The organism is Streptomyces rubradiris (assembly GCF_016860525.1).
GTDB classification, from domain to species: domain Bacteria; phylum Actinomycetota; class Actinomycetes; order Streptomycetales; family Streptomycetaceae; genus Streptomyces; species Streptomyces rubradiris.
The window spans coordinates 26,223-51,503 of record NZ_BNEA01000008.1 but is presented as its reverse complement, the minus strand read 5'-3'; the positions used below and the strand labels follow the sequence as shown (position 1 = coordinate 51,503).

19 protein-coding genes and 1 pseudogene are annotated in these 25,281 nt (G+C 69.7%); 7 read left to right on the top strand and 13 right to left on the bottom strand.

Features of this window, described 5'->3' with window-relative positions; all coding sequences use genetic code 11:
• Nucleotides 1–99: 99 nt before the first annotated feature.
• The 6 genes from Srubr_RS41390 to Srubr_RS12300 all read right to left on the bottom strand — a co-directional run bounded on the left by Srubr_RS41390 (nt 100) and on the right by Srubr_RS12300 (nt 9,261).
• Entirely contained in the window at nt 100–3,378 is a 3,279-nt protein-coding gene (locus Srubr_RS41390) for an RHS repeat-associated core domain-containing protein (RefSeq protein ID WP_189999872.1), read from the bottom strand.
• A 127-nt stretch (nt 3,379–3,505) separates the two neighbouring features.
• Complete coding sequence (locus tag Srubr_RS12320) at nt 3,506–4,345, bottom strand: phytanoyl-CoA dioxygenase family protein (protein ID WP_189999871.1); 840 nt, start codon at nt 4,343–4,345, stop codon at nt 3,506–3,508.
• A 170-nt stretch (nt 4,346–4,515) separates the two neighbouring features.
• Nucleotides 4,516–5,787 carry an amino sugar nitrososynthase RubN8 gene (gene rubN8, locus Srubr_RS12315; RefSeq protein WP_189999877.1) on the bottom strand — a complete coding sequence of 424 codons (1,272 nt, stop codon included), beginning with the start codon at nt 5,785–5,787 and terminating at the stop codon, nt 4,516–4,518.
• Between the two features lie 63 nt (nt 5,788–5,850).
• On the bottom strand, nt 5,851–7,086 hold the full coding sequence (locus Srubr_RS12310; protein ID WP_189999870.1) for a class I SAM-dependent methyltransferase: 1,236 nt from the start codon (nt 7,084–7,086) through the stop codon (nt 5,851–5,853).
• Nucleotides 7,087–7,115: 29 nt separating this feature from the next.
• Nucleotides 7,116–8,237, bottom strand: coding sequence for a DegT/DnrJ/EryC1/StrS family aminotransferase (locus Srubr_RS12305; RefSeq protein ID WP_189999869.1), 1,122 nt, complete (start codon nt 8,235–8,237; stop codon nt 7,116–7,118).
• Between the two features lie 223 nt (nt 8,238–8,460).
• Complete coding sequence (locus tag Srubr_RS12300; protein WP_189999868.1) at nt 8,461–9,261, bottom strand: AfsR/SARP family transcriptional regulator; 801 nt, start codon at nt 9,259–9,261, stop codon at nt 8,461–8,463.
• Nucleotides 9,262–9,642: 381 nt separating this feature from the next.
• Between Srubr_RS12300 and Srubr_RS12295 the strand changes: the two genes are divergently transcribed.
• From Srubr_RS12295 to Srubr_RS12280, 4 genes are all read left to right on the top strand, one after another.
• Nucleotides 9,643–10,596, top strand: coding sequence for a phytanoyl-CoA dioxygenase family protein (locus Srubr_RS12295; protein WP_189999867.1), 954 nt, complete (start codon nt 9,643–9,645; stop codon nt 10,594–10,596).
• A 134-nt stretch (nt 10,597–10,730) separates the two neighbouring features.
• Nucleotides 10,731–11,753, top strand: coding sequence for an NADPH:quinone reductase (locus Srubr_RS12290; protein WP_189999866.1), 1,023 nt, complete (start codon nt 10,731–10,733; stop codon nt 11,751–11,753).
• 42 nt (nt 11,754–11,795) lie between these two features.
• Complete coding sequence (locus Srubr_RS12285; protein ID WP_189999865.1) at nt 11,796–12,590, top strand: arylamine N-acetyltransferase family protein; 795 nt, start codon at nt 11,796–11,798, stop codon at nt 12,588–12,590.
• 21 nt (nt 12,591–12,611) lie between these two features.
• Nucleotides 12,612–13,898 (top strand): phthiocerol/phthiodiolone dimycocerosyl transferase family protein, encoded by a 1,287-nt coding sequence (locus Srubr_RS12280; protein ID WP_189999864.1) that lies wholly within the window; start codon nt 12,612–12,614, stop codon nt 13,896–13,898.
• A gap of 49 nt (nt 13,899–13,947) precedes the next feature.
• Here Srubr_RS12280 and Srubr_RS12275 read toward each other — a convergent pair whose 3' ends face one another.
• The 5 genes from Srubr_RS12275 to Srubr_RS12255 all read right to left on the bottom strand — a co-directional run bounded on the left by Srubr_RS12275 (nt 13,948) and on the right by Srubr_RS12255 (nt 20,116).
• The gene (locus Srubr_RS12275) at nt 13,948–15,168 is read right to left on the bottom strand and encodes a cytochrome P450 (protein WP_189999863.1); all 1,221 of its coding nucleotides are present in this window, start codon (nt 15,166–15,168) and stop codon (nt 13,948–13,950) included.
• 29 nt (nt 15,169–15,197) lie between these two features.
• Complete coding sequence (locus Srubr_RS12270) at nt 15,198–16,835, bottom strand: class I adenylate-forming enzyme family protein (RefSeq protein ID WP_229927018.1); 1,638 nt, start codon at nt 16,833–16,835, stop codon at nt 15,198–15,200.
• Between the two features lie 44 nt (nt 16,836–16,879).
• A complete protein-coding gene (locus tag Srubr_RS12265; RefSeq protein ID WP_203854981.1) occupies nt 16,880–18,469 on the bottom strand; it encodes an ANL family adenylate-forming protein in 1,590 nt (529 codons plus the stop codon).
• Between the two features lie 170 nt (nt 18,470–18,639).
• Nucleotides 18,640–19,296: an NADPH-dependent F420 reductase gene (locus Srubr_RS12260; protein WP_189999995.1), complete on the bottom strand. Its 657-nt coding sequence runs from the start codon at nt 19,294–19,296 to the stop codon at nt 18,640–18,642.
• A gap of 7 nt (nt 19,297–19,303) precedes the next feature.
• Nucleotides 19,304–20,116, bottom strand: coding sequence for an NAD(P)H-binding protein (locus Srubr_RS12255; protein WP_203854980.1), 813 nt, complete (start codon nt 20,114–20,116; stop codon nt 19,304–19,306).
• A gap of 275 nt (nt 20,117–20,391) precedes the next feature.
• Here Srubr_RS12255 and Srubr_RS12250 point away from each other — a divergent pair, with 275 nt between their 5' ends.
• Entirely contained in the window at nt 20,392–21,540 is a 1,149-nt protein-coding gene (locus tag Srubr_RS12250) for a questin oxidase family protein (protein ID WP_189999741.1), read from the top strand.
• A gap of 263 nt (nt 21,541–21,803) precedes the next feature.
• A pseudogene (locus Srubr_RS40525) lies at nt 21,804–22,161 on the top strand (IS5/IS1182 family transposase); the annotation flags it as partial.
• 146 nt (nt 22,162–22,307) lie between these two features.
• Here Srubr_RS40525 and Srubr_RS12245 read toward each other — a convergent pair.
• Nucleotides 22,308–23,120, bottom strand: coding sequence for an NADPH-dependent FMN reductase (locus Srubr_RS12245; protein ID WP_229927007.1), 813 nt, complete (start codon nt 23,118–23,120; stop codon nt 22,308–22,310).
• Complete coding sequence (locus Srubr_RS12240; protein ID WP_189999743.1) at nt 23,087–23,329, bottom strand: hypothetical protein; 243 nt, start codon at nt 23,327–23,329, stop codon at nt 23,087–23,089. Before Srubr_RS12240 ends, Srubr_RS12245 begins: the two co-directional genes overlap by 34 nt.
• A gap of 645 nt (nt 23,330–23,974) precedes the next feature.
• Here Srubr_RS12240 and Srubr_RS12235 point away from each other — a divergent pair.
• Entirely contained in the window at nt 23,975–25,264 is a 1,290-nt protein-coding gene (locus Srubr_RS12235; protein WP_189999744.1) for a helix-turn-helix transcriptional regulator, read from the top strand.
• Nucleotides 25,265–25,281: the final 17 nt, after the last annotated feature.

Below are 25,281 nucleotides of genomic sequence, written 5' to 3'. Positions count from 1 at the left end.
CAGGAATCTCATTCCCCGCCCCTACCTCTTCCCAGGTGGACGAGAACACTTCGGTCACCGCCGGTCGCAGCTGCCGCCGGGTGAACCGGTGGCCGGGCCCTACGGGAGTTCGGGGAGTTCGGCTTCGCCTGCGCGGTGGGGGCCGGCGGCCCGGCCGCCCGCGAACAGGCGCGCGTCGAGGCCCTCGACGCCTGCGGAAACCGTCAGGAGATGGGAGGAGGGGAGCAGAGAACCGATCCAGCTGTCCGCTGTCCTCAGCCGCGCCGTGTTCGGGACGTAGGCGTGAGGGTTCGACGCGGGCGCCAGCCCGAGGGGGTCGGGTGAGAGGTAGGCGCCGATCTCGGGGTCGTAGTAGCGCTGGTTTTCGTAGTGCAGTCCTGTTTCCTGGTCGCAGTACTGGCCGGGAAAGCGCAGCGGTGTGGTCGCGGTGCCGTGCTGCCAGGAGGATTGCCCCCACCACGTGTACCGCTGGTGGCCGGCGACGGCTCCGTCGGGGGAGACCAGTTCGGTCGGCATGCCGTTCAGGTCCGTGACGACGGAGTGGAACTCCTCGTCGGTCTCCTCCCTTTCGGCGTCCACGCGGACGACGGTTCGTGAGGCCTGGGTGAGCGGGACGCACGAGTCGTTGCGGTAGTTCCATGTGGTGACTTTCCGGCAGTCGCCGTGGCGGTCCTCCTGCTCGACGAGGACGTCCCCGTCCCACGTGAACTGTGTCTGTCCCAGGAGCCGGCCGTCGGCGGCGAGATGACGCTTGCCGATGCGGCGGCCGAGGGGATCGTAGTGATACTGCCACGTGCTTCCGTCGGGGAGGGTGACGGAGTGGAGCCGGCTGTCGGCGTCCCACGCATAGCGCCAGGTGTCGGGATCGCCGGATGCCCGTGTCCGCGTCCGCGTGACGACGCGCCCGGCGGCGTCGTAGCGGTAGCGGATGTCGCCGGCCCGCGTGGTGAGGGTTCCGTCGGTCGCGCGGGGCCCTTGCGCTGACGTCTCCGGTGTTCCGGCGGCAGAACCGGCTGCCGGGGCCGGCCAGAGGGCGTTGACGATGTTGCCCGCGGGATCGAAGTCGTACTGTTCCGACCATGCGTCACGCCGGCCGGTCACTGCGGTGACCCGCCCGGCGGAGTCGAGACGGAACGTCCGGTCGCCGGTGAGCAGGTCCTGCCGGCCCGCGACGGACCCGTCCGGGCTGTAGGTGTACGCGCGCCGTTGGAGCGGTTGCCCCGTGACCACGGGTCCGTCCGGACCGGAGGCGGCGGCCGAGCCGGTGAGCGCCTGCGTCACGAGACGACCGTTGTGGTCCCACTCCTGGGTGAGGACTACTCCCCCGGGCAGGTCCCGGCGGGTTTCCCGTCCGGCGGGGTCATGGCCGAAGCGCAGTTCATGGCCGTCGGCGGTGAGGAGCGAGGGCGTTCCGTCCGCGTCGTAGGACCACGACGTACTGGCCCCGGACGGAGTGACGCGGCTCGTCACCCTTCCGGCCGCGTCGTAGGTCTTGGTGACCGTGCGGCCGTTGCAGCTTTCGGTGATCACCCGTCCGAGCGGGTCCCTGACGAGGACCAGGTCCACGTCGTCGTTCTTCGCCCGCACGAGGCGGCCTGCCGGATCGTGCGCGAACGTCGTCTCCGTGCCCTCTGCGGTGTGCGAATACGCCAGCTTGCCCAGGGGGTTGTAGGCGAACGAGGCCTCATGGCCGCTGGCGTTCACGCGGTGTACGAGCTGTCCTGCGGCGTCGTACCAGTACTGGGTGGTGGCTCCGTTGTAGTCGGTCTGCGCGCTCAGCCGGCCGGCGGACTCCAGCTCGAATTCCCACGTCATCCCGGATTGGGTCACCGAGGTGACACGACAGCTGCGGTCGTACGTGAGCTCGGTGCGGGTGCCACCCGGCCAGGTGATCGACATCAGTTGACCGAATGGCCCGTAGGCGTATGACGTGACCGCTCCCGTGGCGGAGGTTCGCCGCTGGAGGTTCTCCTCGCCGTCCCAGGCCCAGGAGTCGGTCGACCCGTCCGGCAGGGTCCGGGAGGTGGGGAGGCCGTCCGTCGTCCAGGTGAGGGCCGTCGTCCCGCCGTCGGAGCTCATGACACGCACGACTCGTCCCAGCTGGTCGCGCTCGTACCGGATCGTTTCACCGGTGGGTTTGGTGACGGCCACGGGCAATCCGGCCGGATCGCATGCGATCGTGGTGACCGCGCCGTCCGCGCCGGTCATCCGGCTGAGGTGCCCGCGGCTGTCGTACGCGTAGGTGAGCACCGAGCCGTCGGGTGCGGTCTGTTCGGTGAGATTGCCGTTCTTGTCGAAATCCTGGAGCCAGACAGTTCCGTCCGGTGCGGTGATCCGTTCCGGGAGGCAGGCGTCGTTGACGTAGACGTGGTATTCGTGGCCCGCCGGATCGGTCACCGAGACCAGGTTGCCGCGCTCGTCGTAGGCATGTCGAGTGACCCTGTCGAGGGGGTCGGTGCGGACGGTGACACGGCCGCGTTCGTCGTACTGCGTCCGCGTCGTCTTCCCGATCGGGTCGGTGACCGCGACGACGTGGGCGGACTCGTTGATCGCGTAGGTGGTGACATCCCCGTCGGTGGTGGTCCAGCGAGTGACGCCGGGCTCGTAGACGAAGGTGCCGGACAGGACACCGTCGGGGCCTTCTCCCCGGACGCACCGGCCTTCGGAGTCGAAGGTGTAGTGGTAGGAGTAGCCGTTACGGTCGGTCCAGCCGGTCAGACGACCCATGTCGTCGTAAGTGAAGCGCCGCGGCAGGCCGGAGGAATTGACGACGCCGGACAGGTTGCCGGAATCGTCGTATTCGAAGCGTCGCAGCGGGATGTCGTCCTGGCCGCCGCGGCCGGCGAGGGCCAGCGCGGTGATGCGCTCGTCGGTGACCGTCACCAGGACGCGGTAGCCGCCGGAGTGGGTGATGCTGAGCGGCCTGCCGACAGCGTCGTAGCTGAAGGTGATCTCGTGGCCCGTCCGGTCCGTGAGCGAGACCAGAGGCAGTTCGTCGTCCTCGTATCCGGGCCGGCGTTCGAACCGCCAGGTGAGGCCGCGCTGCGGGTCGCTGATGGCGTAGGAGCCGTCCGGGTTCTGCCGCAGCGGCCATGCCGGGCCGGTCACCGGGACAGCGGGGGGATCACCGGCGCTGCCCGGAGAGGTGAAGGTCAGGGTCTGTCCGCCGGCGAACCTCGCGTGGATCTGTCCGCCGGTCACGTGCAGGCGCTGGTCGAGGCTCGACGTCCAGGACCGTCCGAACCACCGGCCTGTCCGGGTGGAGGACCTGTGGACGCGCTCCAGCACGAGGGGCAGGACGCCGGGCAGCGTGACATCGGTCTCGGCCACAGTGGCGTCGCCGGTCGCCACGTCCACGAGATCGTTGACGTCAGGCATCTTCGTCCCCACCTCTGCCTCGCATTCTTGTTTCCATGTGTCGGCTTCCTCGTGCTTTGCTCCAAGGCATCGACCGCGGCTGTCCGCAGGCCGGTGACGAGCGGACAGCCGCGGAGCTACCGAGATCTCACAGCTGGCGATCCGGCTGACCGGTTTCACCGGACGACGACAGCAACCGCCGCAGCGGCGTGTAGTCGTGCCAGGGATCTTGCAGGGCCTCACGCCACTTCGCCTCGTGCTCCCGGTGCCGGAGCCTGAAGTAGACCGTGCGCCGGACGGAATCGCTGGTGTTGTGGCCGCCGTTGTGGCCGAGGAGGTAGTGCTTCAGGAGCATGTCGCCCGGCCGGCCGCGCACCTGGTCCCGCTCAGGCAGGGGGACACGGGGATACGTCGTGAAGGCTTCGGGTCCGCGCTCGCGGAAGAGGTTCGCGTGATCGCGGTGTGTTCCCGGCCAGACGAAGAGGTTTCCCGTGTCGTCGCTCGACTGGTCGGTCATGAAGAACCCGGCGAGCATGGTGAATGTCCATGGTGGATCACCGGGCTTCCGCCCCTTTCCACCGTCGATGTGCGGATTCTCCCGGGCGTCCTTGAAGGGCGGGTATGTCAGAGCGGTCTGTGCTGTCTCGGGAAAGTCCAGCGCGCCCTTCCCGACGAGTTGTTCGGCGAGCGAGAAGGCCGCGGTGTCGCGCAACAAGGACGCGAACACCGGCGAATCCGTCAGCTGCTGGAACCTGTAGACCACCCCGACGTGACCCTCCGCCGGAGGCCGCGCGCGGATCTGCTCATCGATCGCCGCGTTGATGGCGGCGATCAGGTCGGGCGGCACGACATCCGGGATCACGATATAGCCGCGCTCGGTGAACTCTTCCAGTTGTTCGCGAGTCAACATCCTTTTCACGCTCGACACCGCCTGCCGGTCACCGCTCTTCGGTGTGGCTTCGGTCGTATCAGCCACGAGATCTGCCACCACCCTTCTTCATGTCCGCCGTCTTCGATGCACGGCTGACGCTAGGACGCGTGCGGAGGGAGCCGTATCCCTTGGTCTGACAGTTGCCCGCTCGCCGCCCTGGGCAGGATCGCGAGCGTGCCGGATCCCGCGGACGAAGCCGCCACGGGCGACGGGCCCGCGCCGGCCCGTCACCGGCTGTCCACCGGCCGGGTGGCCCGCAGGCTCACGTAGTTGTTGTCTCTTTCCAAACCGAGCGCCTGGGCGCTCAGGTAGTCGACCCCGTCGGCGTACGTGTACGGCTGCATGAACCGGCCGGCCCGCACGTCCCGGGACAGCCGGGCCAGCGGGTGCTCCGCCGCGTAGGTGGCCCCGCCCACCACGGTGAGGCAGTCGTCGACCACCGCGGCCGCCAGTTGGTTGACCATGACTTTGGCGCACTGGAACGGGGTCATCATCCGCCGGCCGCGCTCATCGGGATCCATGTCGTGACGTGGCGACAGTTCGTCGACGTTGACGAGCGCAGCCGATGCGGTGGCCCGCAGCGCGTACAGCCGCGCCTCGGTCTCGGCGACCAGGGTGCGTGAGGCCGCGGGCGGTGTGGCCGACCGCCGGGCCATGGTCTCCACCGCGAGGTCGCGGGCGGCCTGGGCGACGCCGACGTAGATGCCGAGCATGGCGACGGAGCTGACCGCCTGCCCGGCGAGGGCCGCGTCGCTGTGCGCGCCGACGCTGCCACGCGCCAGCAGGTTTCCGGCGGGCACCGGGCAGTCGTCGAACGCCACGTCGAGCGTGCCGGACGCCCGCATGCCCAGGCCGGTCCATCCGTCGACGATGGAGAGCCCCGGGGTGTCCCGTGCCACGATGGGGGCGTACAGCAGCGTTGTTCCCCCGGCGGCCGGCGCCTGGGCGGAGACGACGAAGTGCGTCGCGATCGGCGCCATCGTCACCAGAGTCTTGCGTCCGGACAGCAGCCAGCCACCGGAGCCGTCGGGGCGCAGCCGGGTGGTCTCTCGTCCGTGGTCCTTCACCGCGCCGCCGATCACCGCCTCGCCGCGGGCCATCGCGCGCAGCAGCCGCTCGGCCAGTTTCCGGGTCGGCGGCGGGCCGTGCAGCCACTCGTATGTCAGGGTGATTCCCCGGCTGAACTGGGCGTGCAAGGCCAGTGCGGTCGAGGCGTCCGCCTCGGCGACCCGCAAAAGCGCGACCGCCACGTCGTGAAGCCGGCTGACGCCCATCCCTCCCAGTTCGGCGGGCACGGTCGCGCCCAGCACGCCGTCGCGCGCGAAGCCGTGGAACGTCGCGGCGGGGAAGGTGCTGTCCCGGTCGTTCGGCGCCGCCTGGGCGCGTATCCGGGGCAGGTGCCGGTCCAGGAGGGTCAGCAGCTGTTCACCTGGCGCGGTGATGGCGGTGGTCAGGTCGCCGGGTGGCTCGGCCGGCCGGGGGGCCTGTTCCGTCTCCATCACCTCGGCACCGACGTGGGACGGTGCCGCGGTGTCCTGTTCTCGCATAGCCCTCTCGATCCCTCAGAGCACCCGGACGTTCGGCACATAGCTGATCCATCGGCCGCCGGAGCGCCGGAACTCCTGTTCGTTCGCCATGATTTCGTCGGCGTGGTTCCACGCGAACAGCAGCGCGTAGTCCGGGTACGGGTCGCGGAACGCGGTCGGCGGGCGTACGGGGATGTGCTTGCCGGGCGTCATGCGGTGCTGCTTGGCGGGCGTGCTGTCACACACGTAGGAGACGAGTTCGGGCCCGATGTCGCAGAAGTTGGTGACTGTGGCGCTTTTCGCCGTGGCGCCGTAGGCGACCACGCTGGATCCTTCGGTGCGCAGCCGTCGCAGCAGTGCCACCAGGTCGTCGCGCACGCGCATCACGCCGGCGGCGAAGCCACGCAGCGTCTCCATGTCGGACAGCCCGCGGGCGTCCTCCTCGGCGAGCAGGTCGGCGACGGCGGCGCTGGGTGTGCGTCCGCCGGTCCGGGCGAGCGTGTACCGGACCTCGCCGCCGTGCACCGGCAGGCGTTCCACGTCGACCAGCTCGAATCCGTGGTGCTCGGCCATGGCCCGCACCGAGTGGGCGCTGAACAGGAAGAAGTGCTCGTCGTAGATCTGGTCGAAGGACGTCTTCTCCACCAGGTCGCCGAGGTAGGGGTCCTCGAACACGAACACGCCGTCCGGTGCCAGCAGTGCGTCGACTCCGCGGAAGACCGAGTTCGGGTACGGGATGTGGCACATGGTGTTCGCCGCGAAGATGACCTGGGCGGGCCCTTCCGCCTCGCGGATCCGCGCCGCTGTCGAGTCCTCGAAGAACTCGGTGAGGACCCGGACGCCCTTGGTGCGGGCCAGCTCGGCCACCCGCCCGGAAGGTTCGAAGCCCAGGTGGCGTACGCCTGCCTGGTGGATCGTGCTCAGCATGACGCCGTCGTTGCAGCCCATCTCGACGATGAACGGGTCCGGCGCGGCCAACTCGGTGGCGAGGAACCGTCGTGCGACACCCGCGAAGTGCTCCCGCATCACCGCCGACCCGGACGAGTGGTACGGGTAGTCCTCGTGGAACATCTTGTCCCGCGGTACCGACTCGGTGAGCTGCACCATCGTGCACGACTCGCATTGCCCGACGGCGAGCCGGAAGAAGAACTCCTCGGTGTCGCAGTCCGGTTCCCGGAACGCGTCGGACAGCGGCTGACGGCCGAGGTCGAGGAACTCGTGGACTGTCCCGTCGCACACTCTGCAGGTGACGGTCGCCCGTTCTCGCGGCATGGTGTTCCCTCCGTACCAGATGGGTTGTCTCAGAATCCGGCCAGCACCTCGCGCAGGGCCTGGATCACCGTCTGCTGCCGGTCCAACGGCAGCGACGGGTACATCGGCAGCGAAAACACCTCGCCTGCCAGTTTCTCGGTGACCGGCAGCGAGCCCCTGGCGCATCCGAGGTGCGCGAATCCGGCCATCGTGTGCACCGGCCAGGGGTAGCTGATGTTCAGCGCGATGCCGTACGCGCGCAGCCGTTCGATGATCTCGTCCCGCCTGGGGTGCCGAACGACGTACAGGTAGTACACGTGCTCATTGCCAAAGGAGACCGTCGGCAGGACGAGGCCGCCCGGTTCGGCGAGGTCGCCCAGCGCCTTGGTGTAGAGCCGCGCGATGTCGCGGCGCTTGGAGATGTACGCGTCGAGCCGGCGCAGCTTGCCCCGCAGAATCTCGGCCTGTACCTCGTCGAGGCGGCTGTTGTGTCCGGGAACCCGCTCCACGAAGTAGCGGTCTTCCATGCCGTAGTAGCGCAGGCGCCGGACGTTGCGGTCGGTGTCCTCGTCGCCGGTGATCACGGCGCCACCGTCGCCGTACGCGCCGAGAACCTTCGTGGGATAGAAGGAGAAGGCGGCGACGTCGCCCATCGTGCCTGCCAGCCGGCCGTGGTGGCGCGCGCCGTGCGCTTGGGCGCAGTCCTCGAGGATGGCCAGGCTGTGGCGGTCGGCGAGCCGGCGCAGCGGGGCCATGTCGACGCACTGGCCATAGAGGTGCACGGGGACCAGTGCCCGTGTGCGCGGGCCGATCGCGGCCGCGACCTGGTCGGTGTCCATGAGGAAGTCGTCCTCGCGTACATCCACGAAGACCGGCTTCGCGCCCGTCCCGTCGATGGCCACCACGGTCGGCGCGGCGGTGTTGGCGACGGTGATCACCTCATCGCCCTTGCCCACGCCGAGCGCCTGCAGCCCCAGCTTGACCGCGTTGGTGCCGTTGTCGACGCCGGCGCAGTGGGCGGCGCCGTGGTACGCCGCGAACTCGGCCTCGAACCCGGCCACGCTGGGACCCAGTATCAGCTGGCCGGACTCGAACACCTTCGTCACCGCCGCGAGTACCTCCTCGCGTTCCTCGTGGTACTCCGGCAGGTAGTCCCATACCCGGATCGTCACCGTTGCCCTCCCTCGTATGCGAGCGTCGCACCGACGGTGCGGCCCGGGTGGTTCCGGATCGGTTCGACACCGGCGGTGGTGGCCGGCCGTCCCGCGAACCTCCGCGGCCGGTAGGTGGCTTCGCCCCGACCGGCTCCTGTTGAATCGACTCGGGCGGTGGTTCGGCTTCCTGGCCGGCCACCGCCTCGCCCGCTTCCGCCGACAAATCCGCGGCGCGGGGACGCTAGCTCGGCACCGTCAGGTCCAGCTCGCTCTGGGGCCCCCGCGTCCATGGCACTCCGGTGAGCACGTCGTGCCGGAGCTTGTGCAGCCTCGGCGAGGGCCGCACGCCCAGCTCCGCGCCGAGGGTGGACTGCAGCCGGTGATACGCCTCCAGGGCGTCGGCACGCCGGCCCGTCTCGACGAGCGCGATCATCAACTGCTGGTGGAACCACTCGTCGAGGGGGTTGGCGGCCGCGAGGAACTGCAGTTCCGGGAGCAGCTCACGGTGGCGGCCGAGCCGCTGATCGGCGAAGATGCGCAACCGCAGCGTCCGCATCCGGCTCTTCTCCAGGTGCATGATGCGCGGCGCCAGCACCGATCCCGCCGAGACATCCGCCAGCGCTCGCCCGCGCCACAGTGCGAGCGCCTCGCGCAGCTGCCGCGCGGCCTGCTCGGTGTGCCCCGCCGTCAGCGACGCGCGCGCCCGCTCGCTCAACCGCTCGAACACCTGCGCGTCGATCTCCGACTCTTCCGCCCGGAGCACGTACCCGGACGGACGGGTCTCCACCAATGCGCCCCAGCCGATCCGGTCGAACCGGCGCTGATATTTCTTGCGTATCTGGTAGACGTAGGTCTGCGCGGTGGCGACGGCACTGCACGGGGGGTTTTCGCCCCACAACTCGTAAAGGATCGAGGAGTGGCCGACGACCTGGTTCGCGTGAAGCAGCAGCAGGGCGAGTGTCCAGCGGACCTTGGGTGCCGAGGGCTTTTCGGCGGCGCCCTCCACTGCGACCTCCAGCGGGCCGAGTACGCGGAATATCATGGCGTTCTACGGCATCCGTGCGACCCGTCGTGATGGGCGGGACAACCGGACAGTGTCCGTTCGGACTGCGCCACACCCATGAAGCTCACCCTTTTCCTACGACCCGGCCCGCACGGTGCTCACCGCAGACGGTAGAACCGCACCGCGGGGACCTGGCATCACACACCCTGCTAGTACTGCGGCCGGTTGTTCACCCGAGGTGACGGCGGGTGCCTCGCCGCTCCCTTCCCGGGACTCATTGCCGCGCGCTGCGCGCGGGGGCCGGACGGGCACGGGGTGCGCACGTGCTGTCAGACCGAGGGATATGGGCGTCTCCTTGTCCGCCATAGCATCGGCTGCACGTTCCACACAACGAGGTGCACCAGGAAGGGTGGCAAGTTCGTGGCTGAAAACGACACGATCACCATTCGCGTTGACGAGCGGATCGAGCAGGCAATTGCCGCCCTGACCCGCGGTGGCGCGTCCGCCACGACGGCGATCGAGCAGGCGATCCTGGAATCGGCCAGGCGCGCCGCGCCGGCCGCTCCCACCGAGGCCATGCCTGACAGCATCGACTCGCGGACGCTGAGTGTGCGGCGGATGTTGACCCGTGACCAGCTGCAGGAGTTCGCCGAACGCGGCTACATCGTGATCCGGGACGTCGTGCCTCCGGACATCCTGGCCGCGGCCAACGCGGCGGTGGACGACCAGCTGCGCATGCATCCGCCCCAGGAAGGCCACGCCGGACCGCACTTCATGTTCCCCAAGTGGGAGGAGGAGCCGGCACTCGCGGCGCTCCTGCGTGACACCCAGGCCTTCTCGCTCGCCGAAGAACTCACCGGTGACGGCGCCATGGAATACCCGTGGCAGACGCAGATAGCGATGACTTATCCGCCCTACACCGACGACCGGGGAATGCCGCACATCGACGGCGGCATGCGCCGGAAGGCCGACGAACCCCCGCGGACCTTCACCGTGCTCGCCGGCTTCTTCCTCACCGACCAGGACGACGACGACACCGGGAACCTCTACGTCTGGCCGGGAACGCACCGCGCTCACGCGAAGTACTTCCGTGAGCACGGGCCCGACGCGTTCACCTCCTACCCGGACATCAAGCTGCCCGAACGGGAGCAGGTACGCGGCCGCGCCGGAGACATGCTGCTGAAGCACTACATGGTCGGCCACAACGTCGGCAGCAACACGTCCGACTCCGTTCGGCGCACGGTCTACTTCCGGCTCAAGGTCCGCGGGCACGACGCGACCTGGCGTCAGATCCTCCAGAATCCCTGGCACGATTTCACTCCGCTGCGGCCGCTGGTGTCCGCTTTCGAAGAAAACGACGATTCAGGCCGATAGGATCCGCGGTCGGATTCGACAGCCGGCAGGTTTCCGACCTGCCGGCTCGGCTTTGCCGCCACGCGTCATCCCCTGGTTCGACGGCGCCGCACCATCCACCTTGTCAGGCGACCTGCATTGGATAACCTCCCGCGATGAAAGCGATCATATATTCGTCAATCGGCAAGAGTGACGTTCTCCGATTCGTCGACCGGCCTGTGCCCGAGCCGGGTCCCGGTGAGGTGCGGGTCCGTGTCGCGGTCTCCGGGGTGAACCACTCGGACTGGAAGGGCCGGCAGTTCGGTCACCGCAACGGCACCCTGATGTTCCCCGAGGTGATTCCGCACAACGACGGCAGCGGAGTGATCGACGCCGTCGGAGCGGGCGTCGACCGGGAACGGATCGGCCAGCGGGTGTGGGTGTGGGAGGCGGCGTACAAGCGGCCCCACGGCACCGCCGCGGAATACGCCGTCGTCCCCTCCCGCCAGGCGGTCCCCCTGCCGGCGCAGGTCTCGTTCGAGACCGGTGCCTGCTTCGGCCTGCCGGCGGTCGCCGCCCAACGCTGCCTGCTCGCCGGGCAGAAGGGCCCCGACCGTCTCGGCCCCGGCGCCCTGAGCGGGCGGACCGTGCTGGTCGCCGGCGGCGCCGGAGCCGTGGGGCATACCGCGATCCAGCTCGGCGCCTGGTCCGGGGCGACCGTGATCGCGACGGTCAGCGGCCCGAAGAAGGCGGAAATGGCCCGCCGCGCCGGCGCGGCGCACACCGTCGAGTACCGGTCGCAGACGGCCCAGTCCGACATCCGCGCCCTCGCGCCGCAGGGGGTGGACCTCATCGTCGAGGTGGCGGCGACGGAGAACATCGCCACCCACCTGGAGGTCCTCGCCCCGAACGGCACCGTCGCCGCGTACGGCACCGAGGGGGACAGCGTGCTGGCGTTCCCGACCAAGAAGGCGATCGGCCGGAACCTGCGCTTTCAGTTCGTGCTGGCGATGACGCTGTCCGCGGCCGACAAGGACCTCGCGTCGGCCGACATCACGAGGGCGGCGGCCGACGGGGCACTCGCTGTGGGAGAGGAAGCCGGGCTGCCGATCCACCGGTTCCCGCTCCAGCGCACCGGCGAGGCACAGGACGCCGTGCAGGCCGGCGTCCTCGGCAAGGTCGTCGTCGAGATCGGCTAGCCGACTGTCAGCGTGAAGGATGCCCCGGAGAGGGACGGACGGATGTACGACAGCGACACGTACCTGCGGCGGCTGGGGTACGACCCCGCCGCCGGCAGACCGGCCGCGGATCTGGCGACCCTCGTCGCACTGCACAAGCGGCATATGGAGACCGTTCCGTTCAACAGTGCGGGCTCGCTGGCTGTGCCCGCTGCGAGCGGCAGGCTGGTCGATCTGGTCGACTTCGACGAGGACGCGACGTTCGATTCGGTGGTCGCGGCGGGCAACGGCGGCGGCTGCGTCCAGATGACCCGGCTGTTCCTGCGGCTGCTGCGCGACCTCGGGTTCGATGCCGACCTGATCGCCGGCACGACGGCGGAAGGCCGCCAGTCGTACGGCGTCGAGGTCGAGCACATGCTCATCCTGGCCCGCGTGGACGGCGGGTCCTGGCTGGCCGACATCGGGTACGCCGGGCCGTCGTTCGTCGAGCCGCTGCGCCTCGACGGCGCCCCCGGCGATCAACGCCAGTACGGCTGCCGGTACCGGCTCATCCCCGGCCGGGACGGTGTGACGCTGCAGCGCCGCCCCAGGCTCGGCCAGTGGAGCACGGTCTACGAGTTCACCACGCACGTCCGCGACCGGTCGGACTGGGCGCCGGCGGAGAAGGCGATCAACGCCGCGCTCGCCGCCGGCGGCGGCGGCGAGCTCTACAGCCGAGCGGTCCCCGACGGCCAGGTGGTGCTGAAGGGCCGCCGCTATCTCACCGTCCGGGCCGGCATCGAGAAGACCCGCACCGTCACCGACGACGGTGACTGGCACGCGTATCGCAGCGCCATCCTGGCCGGCGAAGTCGGCTGACCCAGACAACGAGGAGAAGGCATGCGCCGACGAATTGCCCGGTCGGAACGGATGTACGTCAGCGAGATCAGGACGCAGGCGCTGCAGATCTGCGTGGTGCGCGGCGGCGTCGACGCCGGGATTCTGGACGCGGCCTTCACCGCTGTCCTCGCGGAGGCGCCAGGTCTGCGCAGCCGTCTGGAGAAGGACGGCGACGACTACTACCTCAGCCTGCTGGAGCCGAGCGAGCTGCCGCGTCTGCACGTCCGGCGCAACGAGCCCGGTGCGCGGCTTGAGGAGTACAACAAGCCGTTGCACCTCGGTGGCCCGCTCGCGCGTGCCGTCCTGCTGACCGGCACCGACGAGGACGTCGTGATGTTCGGCGTCGACCACGCGATCTCCGACGGCCGCAGCGCGACCGCGTTCTGCAACCGGATCTGGCAGCGTTACATCGACATCCAGTCCGGCGGCTACTCGGCCCCAAAGCCGCAACAGCAGCAGTGGCCGGCGCCGCTCGAGGACTGGCTGCCGCCGCGCAGCGATGCCGAGCTCGACGCCTACGTCCAGGAGCGGCTCGAGCGGGCCGAGGGGGCACCGGTGGCGTCTTTGCCGTTCCGGGCGGCCGGGTCCCTCCCGCCGGTGCCGGCGGAGAGTCTGATGACCTCGCGCAGGCTCCGACTGACCGAATCGCAGACCACTGGTCTGCTGGCCTTCGCCAAGCACACCGGAGTATCGGTGAACGGGTTGGTCGCCGCGGCACTGTTGGCGGCCGTGCGCGCCGGCCTGCCCGAGGAACTGGCCGACCACCGGCTGTCCAGCTTCTGCACGGTCGACCTGCGCAACCAGTTCGCGCCGGGACTCGGCCACGAGGCGATGGTGCCCATGGTCTCCTGGTACCGCGATCTGCTCCACGTGCCCGCCGGCGCCGACCTGGTCAAGCTCGGCCACCGGTTCAGCACCGAGCTGCGCGCCGGCATCGAGCGGGGTGACGCGGCGATGGAGATGCAGGCACTGGACCGGTTGCTCCCCCACCCCCAGCTCTGGCCGACCAGCCTGGTGCTCACCAACGTCGGAAGAATCGACGGGCCGCCGTCGCCGAAGGGGCTGAAGATCGTCGACATGACCAAGTTCCCGCTGTCCAGCCGGTGGGACCCGGAGCGCGGTGCGGGCCCGTTGCTCGCGTCGCCGGCAACGATCTACGGCCGGTTCAGCATCGAGATGCCGTACAGCACGCAGTGCTTCACGACCGCGCAGATGGACTCGATCCACGACCACGTCCGCGATTCGCTGCTGGCATGCGCTGATCGGGCCCCCGGTTCACGGCGCTAGCGCCAACGGGCGGCCGGATGCCCTCCGGCCGCCCGTGAACACGCCGGGATCAGTAGCGCACGGGCAGGCGCAGTACGCCCAGCACCGGGGTCTTCAGCCGTACCGGAACCTCCCGCAGCGGCACGTCCAGGGCGAGTCCGGGGAAGCCGAGCACCAGCGCGGTCAGCCCCTCGGCCAGGACGAGCCGGGCCAGCCGCTGTCCGACGCAGGCGTGTACGCCGTATCCGAAGGCCAGGTGGGCGGAAGCGTCCTGGCTCACATCCAGCCCGTCGGGACAGCCGAACCTGGCCGGATCACGGTTGGCCGCCGGCAAGGCGACCGTCACCGTCTCCCCCTCGCGGACCAGTTCCCCGCCGAGTTCCACATCGGACAGTGCGGTCCGGAAGATCTGGAACTGGTTGACCGAGGTGTACCGCAGCAGCTCCTCGACCATTTTCTCGATCCCGTCGGCGCCGCCGCTCCGGGCGGCCGAACGCAGCCTGTCGAGCTGGTCGCGGTGGTGCAGCAGCGCCAGCAACGACGACGCGAGCGCGCCCTCGCAGCTGGCGAAGCCCGCCGCGAAGACGATCAGCAGCATGTTGGTGATCTCGCGGTCGGTCAGCTCGGGGTCGGCGGCCAACCGCCCGGTGACGTTCTCGCCCGGCTCGACCCGTGCCTTGCCCACGAGGTCCAGGAGGTAGTGGTACGCCCGGGTCCCGGCCTCCCGCTCCGCCTCGAGGCTGACCTCGTCGTCGGTGGCGCTGTCGCTCAGAGCGGACAGGACCGGGCTGCCGGTGAACGGGACCCCCAGCACCTCGCACAACACCCGCAGCGAGAGCGGCCGGACGTACGTCGGCAGGAGGTCGACCGGTGAGCCGTGCTGCCGTACCTGGGCGAGCTGCGCGGCGGCCAGCTCGGCCACCCGCGGGGCGTACGCCGCGGTGGCGCGGGCACTGAACTCGCTGCTGAGCAGATTCCGGTAGCGGGTGTGCTCCGGCGGATCCATGTGGATGAACCCGCCCGGCACGATGGGCACGGAGGGGAAGATCTCGCCCTTCTTCGTCACCGGGGCGTGTGTGGTGTGGAAGCGGTGGCTGAACGCCTGGCTGCCGAGCACCTCACGCGCGAGCTCGTGGCTGGTGGCCAGCCAGCCGACGTGACCGTCCGGATACACCATCCGGGCCAGTGGCCGCGTCCGGACCAGCTCACCGAGCACCGCCGGCGGATCGAACGGTTCGGTGCGGTCCCAGTGCCGCAGATAGGAGATCGGTTCCGGGATTCCCTCAGTCATCTGGTGACATCCTCTGTTCTGGACCGGGTTCACCGGGTCGTGCCGGAGCCCTGGTTCGCGGCCTGGGCCCGAAGCGCTTGCCGGTCCACCTTTCCCGCAGCGCTCAGCGGCAGGGCAGCCAGCAGCAACAGGCGTTCGGGGAACTTCCGCGGCTCCATCCCGGCCGCGGCGAGGTGGGCGGTGACCTCGGCCAGACTCAGGTCGGCCGAGGTGGCGACGCAGGCGCAGACGCGCTCGCCGTACAGCGGGTCGGCCACCGCTACGCAGGCCACGTCGCGGATCGCGGGATGCGTGATCAGCACCGACTCGACCTCCGCCGGGCTGATGTTGAGGCCGCCGCGGATGACCACGTCCTTGCGGCGTCCGACGATCCGGAGTCGGCCCCGGTCGTCGATCAACCCGAGATCTCCGGTGCGGGTCCATCCGTCCGGGTTGCGCAGCGAGGCGTCCAGCTCGGGGGAATTGAGGTAGCTCATCGGCGACATCGGGCCGCGTGCGACGACCTCGCCGGTCGCTCCGCCGGGCAGCTCGATTCCGTCCGGGTCGACGATGCGGATGTCCGCGACGGCGGGGTCGGGGCGGCCGACCGTACCGTCGTAAAGGGCGAGACCGCTGTTGCAGGAGACGCCGTCGGCCGAGCCGTACAGCGAGACGACTGTGCAGCCCAGGAGCTCCTCGGCGCGCCGCGCCGTGTCCAGGTCGAGCGCGGCCCCACCGAGTACCGCGGCCTGCAGGGAGCTGAGGTCGGTGTCCTGGATCTCCGGGCGGTCCAGCAGCATGCGCAGCATCGTGGGCACGCCCAGCAGGTGGGTGGGCCGGGTTTCGGCGATGGTCCGCAGCGTCCCGGCAGCGTCGAAGGACGGCCTCAGCACGAGGGTTCCGCCCAGGGTCGCGAGGGTGACCGGCGTCCCGCTGGAGCCGAAGGCCGACGCCAGCGGGACGAGGAAGAGGTTGCGCATCGTGGCCGGGGAACCTCGGTGCAGGCCGGCCATCATGGCACCGCGGCCACCGGCCAGCGCGTTGTGCGAGTACAGGACCATCTTCGGTTCCGCCTCGGACCCGGAGGTGACCAGGATCCGTGCCGGTGCGTCGGGGTCGGATTCCCGCGGCACGAACTCGTCGGCGGTGGCGGCGGCCAGGGCCTCGATCGGCACGCAGTCCGGCGTCTTGGCGGCACCGTCCCCGGCGACGATGACGGCACGCAGCATCGGCAGGGCGTCGGCGTGTTTCCGGATCCGCTCGGCGCAGGGATAGCCGTGATGATCGGCGACGGTGATCACCGCGACCGCCTCGGAGCGGCGTAGCAGGCTGACCGCGTCCCGGTCGCCCCGGCCGAGCGGAAACGGCAGCACGACGGCGCCCACCGCGGCGACGGCGAGGTCGACGGCACACGCGAGACGGGCGTTGGGCAGCTGGACCGCCACGACGTCGCCGGGGACGATGCCGAGCTGCACCAGTCCCGCGGCCAGGCGCCGGGCTGCCTGGTCCAGTTCGCCGTAGCTGACCGTACCCTCGGCGTCCAGCACGGCCGGCGCCTGAGGCGTGCGCTGGACGTGGCCACGGAACAGGGAGTACAGGTCCTGGCCCGGGTAGTGGCCCGCGGCGGCCCAGGCCTGGCGCTGGTCGGCGGAAACGTGGTCGGTATACCGGGCTGAGGTGCGGTTCACGAGACTCTTCCTGGTCTGAGCCTGACCGAGATCCATCCGGTCTCCTAGGCCTGGGGGGCGGGCCGGGTCAGTGCCGCGCGGGCGTCGGCCCGCAGCCGGACCCGATCGGGTTTGCCCCAGCCGGTCGTCGGCAGTTTCCGGCGAATGTCGATCAGGCGGGGGACGTAGGTGTCGGACAGTGCCTCGGCGACGTGACGGCGCAGTTCCCGGGGATCCGGGTCGGCGCCGGGCTCGGGCACGACGGCGGCGTAGATGTGCTCCACCCGGTCGGCGTCCTCGACCCCGCATACGGCGGCCTGGGACACGCCCGGGGCCTGCCTGAGCACCTTCTCCACCTGCTCGGGGTGGATGCGGATTCCCTTGACCTTCATCATGTTCGCGAGCCGGCCGGTCAGGTGCAGGTAGCCGTCGGTGTCGAGGTGCCCGAGGTCGCCGGTGCGCACCCAGCCGTCGCGGACGAGTGCCGCGGTGAGCGCCGGCTCGTGCCAGTAGCCGGCCGTGGGCCAGCGTGGAACCGCGCAGACCTCGCCGACCTCGCCGACGGGCAGCACCGCGCCGGTGTCGGGGTGCCGGATGCTGAGCGCCCCGGGGTCGACCGGCCGGCCCACGCTGGAGCAGGCGCGCAGGTCGTCGTGGTCGCCGGGGGGGAGCATGGTGAGCACTCCGGTCTCGGTCGTGCCGTAGACCTGGATCAGTACGGGGCCGAAGATTTCCCGGGCCTTGCGCAGCTTGAGCGGTGCCCCGGGGCTGCCGGTGTAGATCAGCTCGGTCAGGCTGGACAGGTCGGTGGCCGCCCGGTCCGGGTGCTCGGCCAGTGCGTCCAGTTGCGGAGCGCCGAGCATGAGCCGGCCGACGCGGTGCTGCGCGATCGCACGCAGCACGGCCGCCGCGTCGAAGCCGGGATGCAGGACGACCATGCCGCCGGTGACGAGCGTGTCCTCCGCGGTGAACACGTCGGTGTGGATGAGCGGTGCGGTGATCAGGAGGGTCGTCGGGCCGGTCGCGCTCGCGCCGGCCGTGGAGGGCAGGGACGGTGCGGCCGAGAGCATGTCGTTCCTGACCCCGAAGGTCCAGCAGAGGCCGTTCCGTCCGCTCGGCAGCCTGGTCTGGGTGATCACCGCGACGTCGCCGTCGGTGATGTCCGCGCACGGGCCCACTCCGTCACCGCAACCGGCGCTCACATCCACCGTGTCCGGCTGCCCTGCGCCCAGTACGGCCAGGACCGGCCGACCGGTCGCGTTCACCAGCAGCTCCCGCGCCCGCGCCTCGTTGGCCGGGTCGACCGCCAGCATCCGGACACCGGTATCCGCGGCCAGGGCGCGCTGCAGCTCCGCGCGCAACTCGTCCTCGGGCCCGGCCGGGTCCACCCAGCGCATGTGCGCGGCGGTCGCCCCCACCAGGTTGGCCGCCCACTGCAGGATCAGCGTGGCCGCGGTGTTCGGCTCGGTCAGGATGCAGACGACGTCACCGCGGCCGACGCCGTGGCGGCCCATCGCGGCCGCGGCCCGGCGAACGGCGTCGGCCAGCTCCCCGGCCGAGAAGGGGACTTCCCCGCTGACCACGGCAAGGCGATCCGGATCGGCATCGAAATGAGTCAGCAGCTGCTGAACATAATGCACATGCGTGGTACTCATGACCCGGCTTCGCCTTCCTGTCCAAGACAATGCGATGTCCAGTGGTCGAGTGAGACGAACCGCAGGCTAAACCGGCGGGCACCGAGGGCCCCATACCTCACATTGACGGCACGTGGTCGCCGCGAAAGAGCCGGCCCGGCATGCCCGGGAAGGCTGGATTGACGCGACGGTCAGTCGAGGATTTTGATGCCTCCTGAGCTGAGACGGAATCCGACCGGCCGTCCGATGCCGGCGGTGGCCTCTCCTACCAACGCCGCCAGACCCTCGATTGCGGCGGCGGTTTTCAGTCCGCCGGCGTAGACCGGCTCAAGTCCGCGGAACTCGTCGATCAGTTCCTCCACGACGTCACAGGCCTCGCGGTCGTCTCCGATGACGGGGACGTCGGTCTCGAAAACGCCCATGCCGGCAAGTGCCAGATGGCTGGGACCGAACTGCTGAAAGGCTCCGACGACCCGGGAGCCGGGAAGAAGCTCACTTGCCAGTCCGGTGGCGCTCCCGCCGTGTACGGGCTGCATGAAGTAGCCGCTCTCGTCATGCTGAAGCGATGTCGTGCATATCACCGTGACGACGCCCTTCAGCGCGTCGCCCAACCGGGGGACCAGCGACGGCATCTGGGAGGTGCGGATGGTCAGGAACGCCACGTCGGCCTGGTGTGCTCGCGTTCTGGCCGGCGCCAACTCCTCAAGGGAGAGCCGCTCGACGGTGCGTCCTACCGTGGCGAACGCCTCCACCAGAGCGGCAGCCCAGCAGTCGTCAGGCCCGACGATCGCCAGCCTGAGGTGCCGTGCCGAAGGCAGCGGCGCGTCCGGGATGAGGAATCCGGTCATGGGGCGGTCAGTTGAAGTCCTTGATGTGGTCCTCGGCCCACTGCCGGAACGGGCGGGCCGGCACTCCGGTGATCTCCTCGACGGCGGGTGTCACGACGCACGGATTGTTCATGAGTTCGGTCATGATCCGGATGAAGAACTCCGGGAGCTTGGGCTCGGCGTCCTCGGGATCCAGGTCGACCACCTCGATCGGCCGCCCGGTCACCGCTGCGATCACCTCGATGTGCTCCTGCTGCGTCAGGGCCTGCGGCCCGGTCAGCCAGTACCCCTTCCCCTCGTGCCCGGCACCGGTCAGCGCGCAGACCGCCGCGTCGGCGATGTCGCGTTCGTGGATCGACGCGGTGGGGGCTTGCAGGAAGGGAATCCGCAGTACTTCCCCGGACCGGATCGCCGGCGCCAGGTGAAGCTGCTTCGTGGCGAAGGTGGTGGGACGCAGGAACGTCCAGGCGATCCCGGATTCCCGGAGCGCTTCCTCCACCGCGGAGTGCATCACCGCGCTGCGGCTGTGCCGGGTGGCGGGATCGACCACGGCGGCCGAGGACAGCAGCACGATGTGCTCCACCCCGGCAGCCCGCGCCGCACCGGCGAAATCGGCGACACGGTCCGCATGGGCGTACAGGAAGACCTTCTTGACGCCGTCGAGCGCCGCCGGCCAGGTCTCCGGCTCGTCCAGGTCGAGGCGGACCATCTCGGCACCATCCGGAGACTCGCCGGTGCGCGGCGTCCGGCTGGTCCCGCGGACCGGGACTCCGGCAGACAGCAGCCCGGCCACCACATGGCTGCCGACACCGCCGTACGCACCAGTGACAAGAACGGACAAGGCTCCTCCAGAGGATCGGCGGGTCGACGGCCGGGCGAATCGCCGCCGGCAGCCATCACCGCACCCGTGACGGCGCCGGCCCACCGAACCGGCTGGGCACCAGTCAACGGCTTGCCGGGTGACTGGCCTTCCCCCACCTTGGTAATCCTGTGGTGCGGCAGCGACGTGCCGCCCAAGGGCCACTACCAACATCGGGGATAGTGGCGCGGCGGAGGCCGGGCCTAGTGTCCGAAAAGGTCCAACACAAGCTTCTGCGACCAGCAAGAAGGGCCCGAATGAGTGACGACGAGTCGGTCCTGATGGAGGCCTACCAGCGGTTCCACGCGACGGGACCGGAGTGGGGCGGTCATCATCTCAGCAACCACGGCCCGATGGCCGTCGAGGCCATGGTCCGGCACGGATACGCCGACACCGTGCATCGCTGGATAGACAACTACACGCAACGTCTGGAGGAACCACCGCGCGGGCTCGCCCCGGTCACCGAGGACGACTGGCGCGAGGCCCTTGGCGACTTGAAGCGGGTGGCGGACTGGACGACGCTGTTCCAGCGCGAGCTCGCCGAGCGTCCCTGGCGGGAGGTGCTGGCGACGTGGTGGCCGCGGCTGATACCCGGCATCATCGGCGGCACGGCGCACGGCGCGATCCGGGTCGCGCACCTGGTCCACTCCCTGTTGGCGGCCGAAGCCGATTCCGGCTCGGGGCCGGGGTCCGCCGGCGGCCCCATCGACGACAACCCGCGCCTGGTCGAACTCGCCGACGGCCTGGGCTACTGGGCCGCGTGCTGGCGGCCGGTGCCCGGCGAACCCTCCCGTCGGACCGGGTCGCTGACGGCGGCCGACGCCTTGGCCGCCGTGCCGAGCGTCGCCGACCAGCAACAGGGCGTGCCCTACCGAGTCGGCCAGCTCACGACCACCGACGGTTGGCAATCGGCACTCGGCGGCCTGCGAGCCGTGGACGATCCCGAGCAGGTGCCCGCGCTGTTGTCCCAGCTGACCGACGCCTCGGTGGTCCATTACCTGAGCTACAGCCACGGCCAGGCGGTCATGCTGGTCCACGCCTCGACGGCGCCGACCGCCGTCCTGCGCGTGCTGCCCGCCCTGCCGCGCGAACTGTGGGTGCCCAGCGCGGACGCGGCATGGCACGCGAGCGCCGCCTTGACCGCGGCGGCCTCGCCCCCGCAAGCAGTCGACGCCTCGGAAATCGCCGTCCACACCGACGGCGTCACGACGGCCGAGGACGCCATGGCCCGGGCGATCGACCACGGGGACGAACACGTCATCAAGTTCGCCGACACCGCCGTGGAAGCCTTCGCGCGTACCGGGGAACGGGACGCACTGGCGGCGGTGGGCCGATGCGTGGAGATGATCAGCCACGCGGAGGCATCGGGACGTTCGCGAATCGATGGCCGCGGATCCTCCACGTAACCGCCCGGCTTTCGTGTCCCGAAGCCGACGCCGTCCGCGGTTCGGTCGTCCGGAAGGCCTTGAGCTCTTCCGGCACCGGGCCGCCGGTGCCGTAGCCCTGGTGCGTCGGGCGTGCGGCGTCAGACTCCGCCGCACCGTCGGAAAAACCGCCCCCGGCCGGGTGCCGGGGACGCTGTTGGTCGATCCGGGAGCTCGCGTGACGTCGGCCTTCAAGACCTGGTTGTGGTCTTGAAGGCCGACGTTGTCGTAGGGGGTGGGTGCGGGTGTCGATGCGGCCGAGCGGGCCGAGCGAGGTCCCGGCGGAGACGGTGCGGGTGGCGCGGGCCGCGTTCCCGAAGGAGGGTCTGGCGATCCCGGATCCGCGACGGGCTGGGGCAACTGTCCGGCGACGAGGAGTTCGCGGATCTGTTCCCGGCCGGGGGCAGGCCGGCCTGGTCGCCGGGGCGGCCGGCGTCGGTGTCGGTGTTGCAGTTCGTGGAGGGGGTGACCGACCGGCAGGCCGCTGTCGGAGTCCAGGGACCGTCCGGCCGGTGCGGGCGGCGGGTGCTGGACGGCATCTTGGTCGCGGCCGGGGACCGGGGATTGCCGAGGACTACGGGCCGGGCGCGGACCGACTCGACGCAGCCGAAACTCAACGGGACCGGGCAAAGCCGGCCCCCGAGTTGACCGGCGGCGTCGTGTGCCCGGGGGCCGGGGGCGTTCATCGGGTCAGGGGGCCGGATCGGCCGGCGGCCCTCACGCACGAGCGTGACCGGGGCCGGGGCCGGCTAGCTGTTCCGCGCTCGGCCGGCGGCGAAGTAGGAGCGCAGCGGAGCCACGGCGTGTTCGCCGGCACCCGCGTCGACCGCGGCAGCCAGCGCGTTCAACTGGACCGTGGCAAGACGCGCGGCGCTCGGGTCGCACAGGGTGGGGACGAGCCGGCCCTGCTCGTCCTCGACGTCGACGAGCTTGTCCTCGGCCTCGGTGAGCACCACCCACGGCCCGCTGATCACCTGCGCGTGGCAGTCGTGCAGGACGCGGCCCAGATCGGTCAGCGCGTTGCGGCCGAGGCCCCGCCCGGGGGTGGCCACCATGGTCACCACGCACTTGCCGTGCAACGCGGCGTTCATGAGGGGGCGGGACGCCCAGTCGACCGCGTTCTTGACCACGCCCGGAATCGAGCTGTTGTACTCCGGTGTGACGATGATCAGACCGTCCGCCTCACGGACGGCGTCGCGCCACCGGGTGACCGGGGCCGGGCTGCCCTCCCGGGTGTCGAGGTCCTGGTTGTACAGGGGAAGATCGCCGATTCCGTCGAAGAGCTCGATCTCCATCCCCGCCGGGGCCAACAGCCTGACGGCCGTCAGGAGCTGGGTGTTGAACGACTCTTTGCGAAGCGATCCGGAAACGCCCAGAATTCGCAACTCACCACACCCGCATTCATTTCGTGACGGTCTGCTGGTTCGATGATGTGAGCCATGCGTCGTGCCCGGCCCTTTGAGAGAGCGTATGCCGTTCCCTCGCCGCCGAGGAATCCCTCGCTCTGACTGTTCGAGGGACCGCGCCGCTAGTCGGCGTCGTCGTTGTCGTCGAGGAACCACAGACCGTCGATGTCCACCTCGACACCCGGAGAGAAAGGGACCCGGCGATGCGGGTCGTCGACATCGACGGGAATCGACATGGTGAGCAGATAGAACTCTGTCGAAATGACACTGCAGGCGAATATCGATGCCGCGTACGAGGAATTCGAATGAAGCGGTGCGGCGAGCTTGACCCATCGACGGAAAAGGCGCATGAACCAGGAGCCCACTATTCTTCCTTCGCTTTCCGGAAATCAGGGAGGCCCACTCACTGCCGTCGAGCAGACAACAGAAGTGCGCGTTCGCCGAGAACTCCGGTGACGCGTTCGCCGAGAACCCCGGTGACCAGTCCGCTCAGCAGCACCTCCGGGCATCGGGCGCCTCTCGATTACGCCGGGCGCGGATCGCGCCGGCCGTGTGCGCCATCGTGGCAACCGCTCGGCAACGACGACAACTACCCGGGTTGACAGTCTCTGGCCGCGGTCGCGCAACGGTCCACGTGCCACGCGCGGTCGAGCCCCCCGGGGAGCGAAAACGCACGTCACGCCGGGTCAGCTTTTCTTTATCGCGACGTGATCCAATCGGCAGCTTCAGTGACAAAAATCACCAAATGCGATCCACGAATGGATCACCGCCCGGCGGGATCCGTCAAGCCCTCTCCGGCGGACTTGATCGAAAGTCGGCGTTGCCAATGCACGGTGAGTCGACCTTGACAGGCCACAGTCATGGGGTATCGTCAAATTTGCCCATGGGGGGTGATCATCCGCATAGCGTCATCATGCCCGAATAAGGTTTGACTTTGAGCAATGGAGCAGTTCAGAAATCAATTGGCACACGTCGTTTCAAAGCGCGCCTAAGAATTCTGGGGGGTTCGATTGTATATAACGGGTCTCACCGCGTCATGCCTCTCCACGCACCATTGCATCAACCTTGAAATCCTGCGCACAGCCGGTTCGGTCTGGCTTGAGGGCGACGTCATCTCCGCCATCGCTCTGGCCGAGGCGGCGGCGGCGGCCAGATGCCGGCAGGGCAGTGAGCGCTGCACCGCGCTGGCGAGCCTGCAGCTCGCGCTGCTGCTGACCAATCTCCGGCGTATCGACGAGGCCCGGCGTGCGGTGCGCCAAGCCGCCGCGGTACTCGACGACCCCGCCATCAACGCGGTGATGGACCTGGTCAGGGCCAAGATCGCCCTCTGTGACGGCCGCATCGACGAGGCCATCAGCCTGTGTGACACGGGAATGGCCGTGGCGGACGACCCGGTTCTCGCGTCGTGGGCCTCGATCGGGAGCATGGTCCGCGCGATCACCGCGATGCGCCGTGGCGAACTCGCCACGATGATTCATCATGCCAATCAGATCAAGGAGGACGTGATTTTCGGCCGGGAGGGGCTGTGGGGCCGGGACACCTTTCCCTGGAACTCCCCCGCCTGGCTCGTCGTCCAGATCATCGAGGCGGAAAAGGGCTGGGAGGTCGCCGTACCGCTCGCCCGCGGGCTCCTCACGTCCGAGTCGTCGGCCCGGGGCCTTCTGCTGTCCGAGCCCTCGGCGGCGTCGTTCCTCGTGCGGATTCTGCTGCGGGCCGACGACCGGGAGACCGCCGAGCGTGGCCGGCGTTGCGCGGCGGTGCTCGCCGCGGAGAACCCGGGCATTCACGCCATCGCGACCGCCGCCCTGCACCTTGAGGCGCTGCTTGAGAGGGACATCAGCCTGCTCCAGCAGGTCGCCGCCTCCGACTGCGACGAGCGGACCCGCTCCTCGGCGAACGAGGACATCGGCGATCTCCTGTCCGAGAGCGCCGGAGGGTTCCGGCAGGCGTGCATGCACTACGAGACGGCCATGCGCTCGTACGCGGACGCGGGCTCCCCGCGCGACTCGTCCCGGGTCCGCAGCAAGTTGCGGCGCAGCGACGCGCCCAAGACCGCGGCGAGGTTCTGGCCCAGCAGCCGGATCTCCGTGCTGACCGACACCGAATACGCGGTGGCTGAGCTGGTGGCGAGTGGACTGACGAACGCCGAGGTCGGCGGCCAGATGTACCTGTCGCGTCACACCGTCGCCTTCCACCTCCGCAAAGTCTTCCAGAAGGTCGGTGCCAAGTCGCGCATCGAACTGGCAGTCATGTGGAAGCAGTTGACCGGTCAGGATCTGGACGTGGCCAGCCACGGCTGAGGAGTGCGGACCGCCGG

Bases quoted from the DNA above. Each gene is read 5' to 3' on its own strand.
- Srubr_RS12290 (WP_189999866.1), top strand. From the start codon at position 10,731: ATGAAAGCGATCATATATTCGTCAATCGGCAAGAGTGACGTTCTCCGA.
- Srubr_RS12275 (WP_189999863.1), bottom strand. From the start codon at position 15,168: ATGACTGAGGGAATCCCGGAACCGATCTCCTATCTGCGGCACTGGGAC.
- Srubr_RS12280 (WP_189999864.1), top strand. From the start codon at position 12,612: ATGCGCCGACGAATTGCCCGGTCGGAACGGATGTACGTCAGCGAGATC.
- rubN8 (WP_189999877.1), bottom strand. From the start codon at position 5,787: ATGGAGACGGAACAGGCCCCCCGGCCGGCCGAGCCACCCGGCGACCTG.
- Srubr_RS12300 (WP_189999868.1), bottom strand. From the start codon at position 9,261: ATGATATTCCGCGTACTCGGCCCGCTGGAGGTCGCAGTGGAGGGCGCC.
- Srubr_RS12310 (WP_189999870.1), bottom strand. From the start codon at position 7,086: ATGCCGCGAGAACGGGCGACCGTCACCTGCAGAGTGTGCGACGGGACA.
- Srubr_RS12285 (WP_189999865.1), top strand. From the start codon at position 11,796: ATGTACGACAGCGACACGTACCTGCGGCGGCTGGGGTACGACCCCGCC.
- Srubr_RS12265 (WP_203854981.1), bottom strand. From the start codon at position 18,469: ATGAGTACCACGCATGTGCATTATGTTCAGCAGCTGCTGACTCATTTC.
- Srubr_RS41390 (WP_189999872.1), bottom strand. From the start codon at position 3,378: ATGCCTGACGTCAACGATCTCGTGGACGTGGCGACCGGCGACGCCACT.
- Srubr_RS12260 (WP_189999995.1), bottom strand. From the start codon at position 19,296: ATGACCGGATTCCTCATCCCGGACGCGCCGCTGCCTTCGGCACGGCAC.
- Srubr_RS12250 (WP_189999741.1), top strand. From the start codon at position 20,392: ATGAGTGACGACGAGTCGGTCCTGATGGAGGCCTACCAGCGGTTCCAC.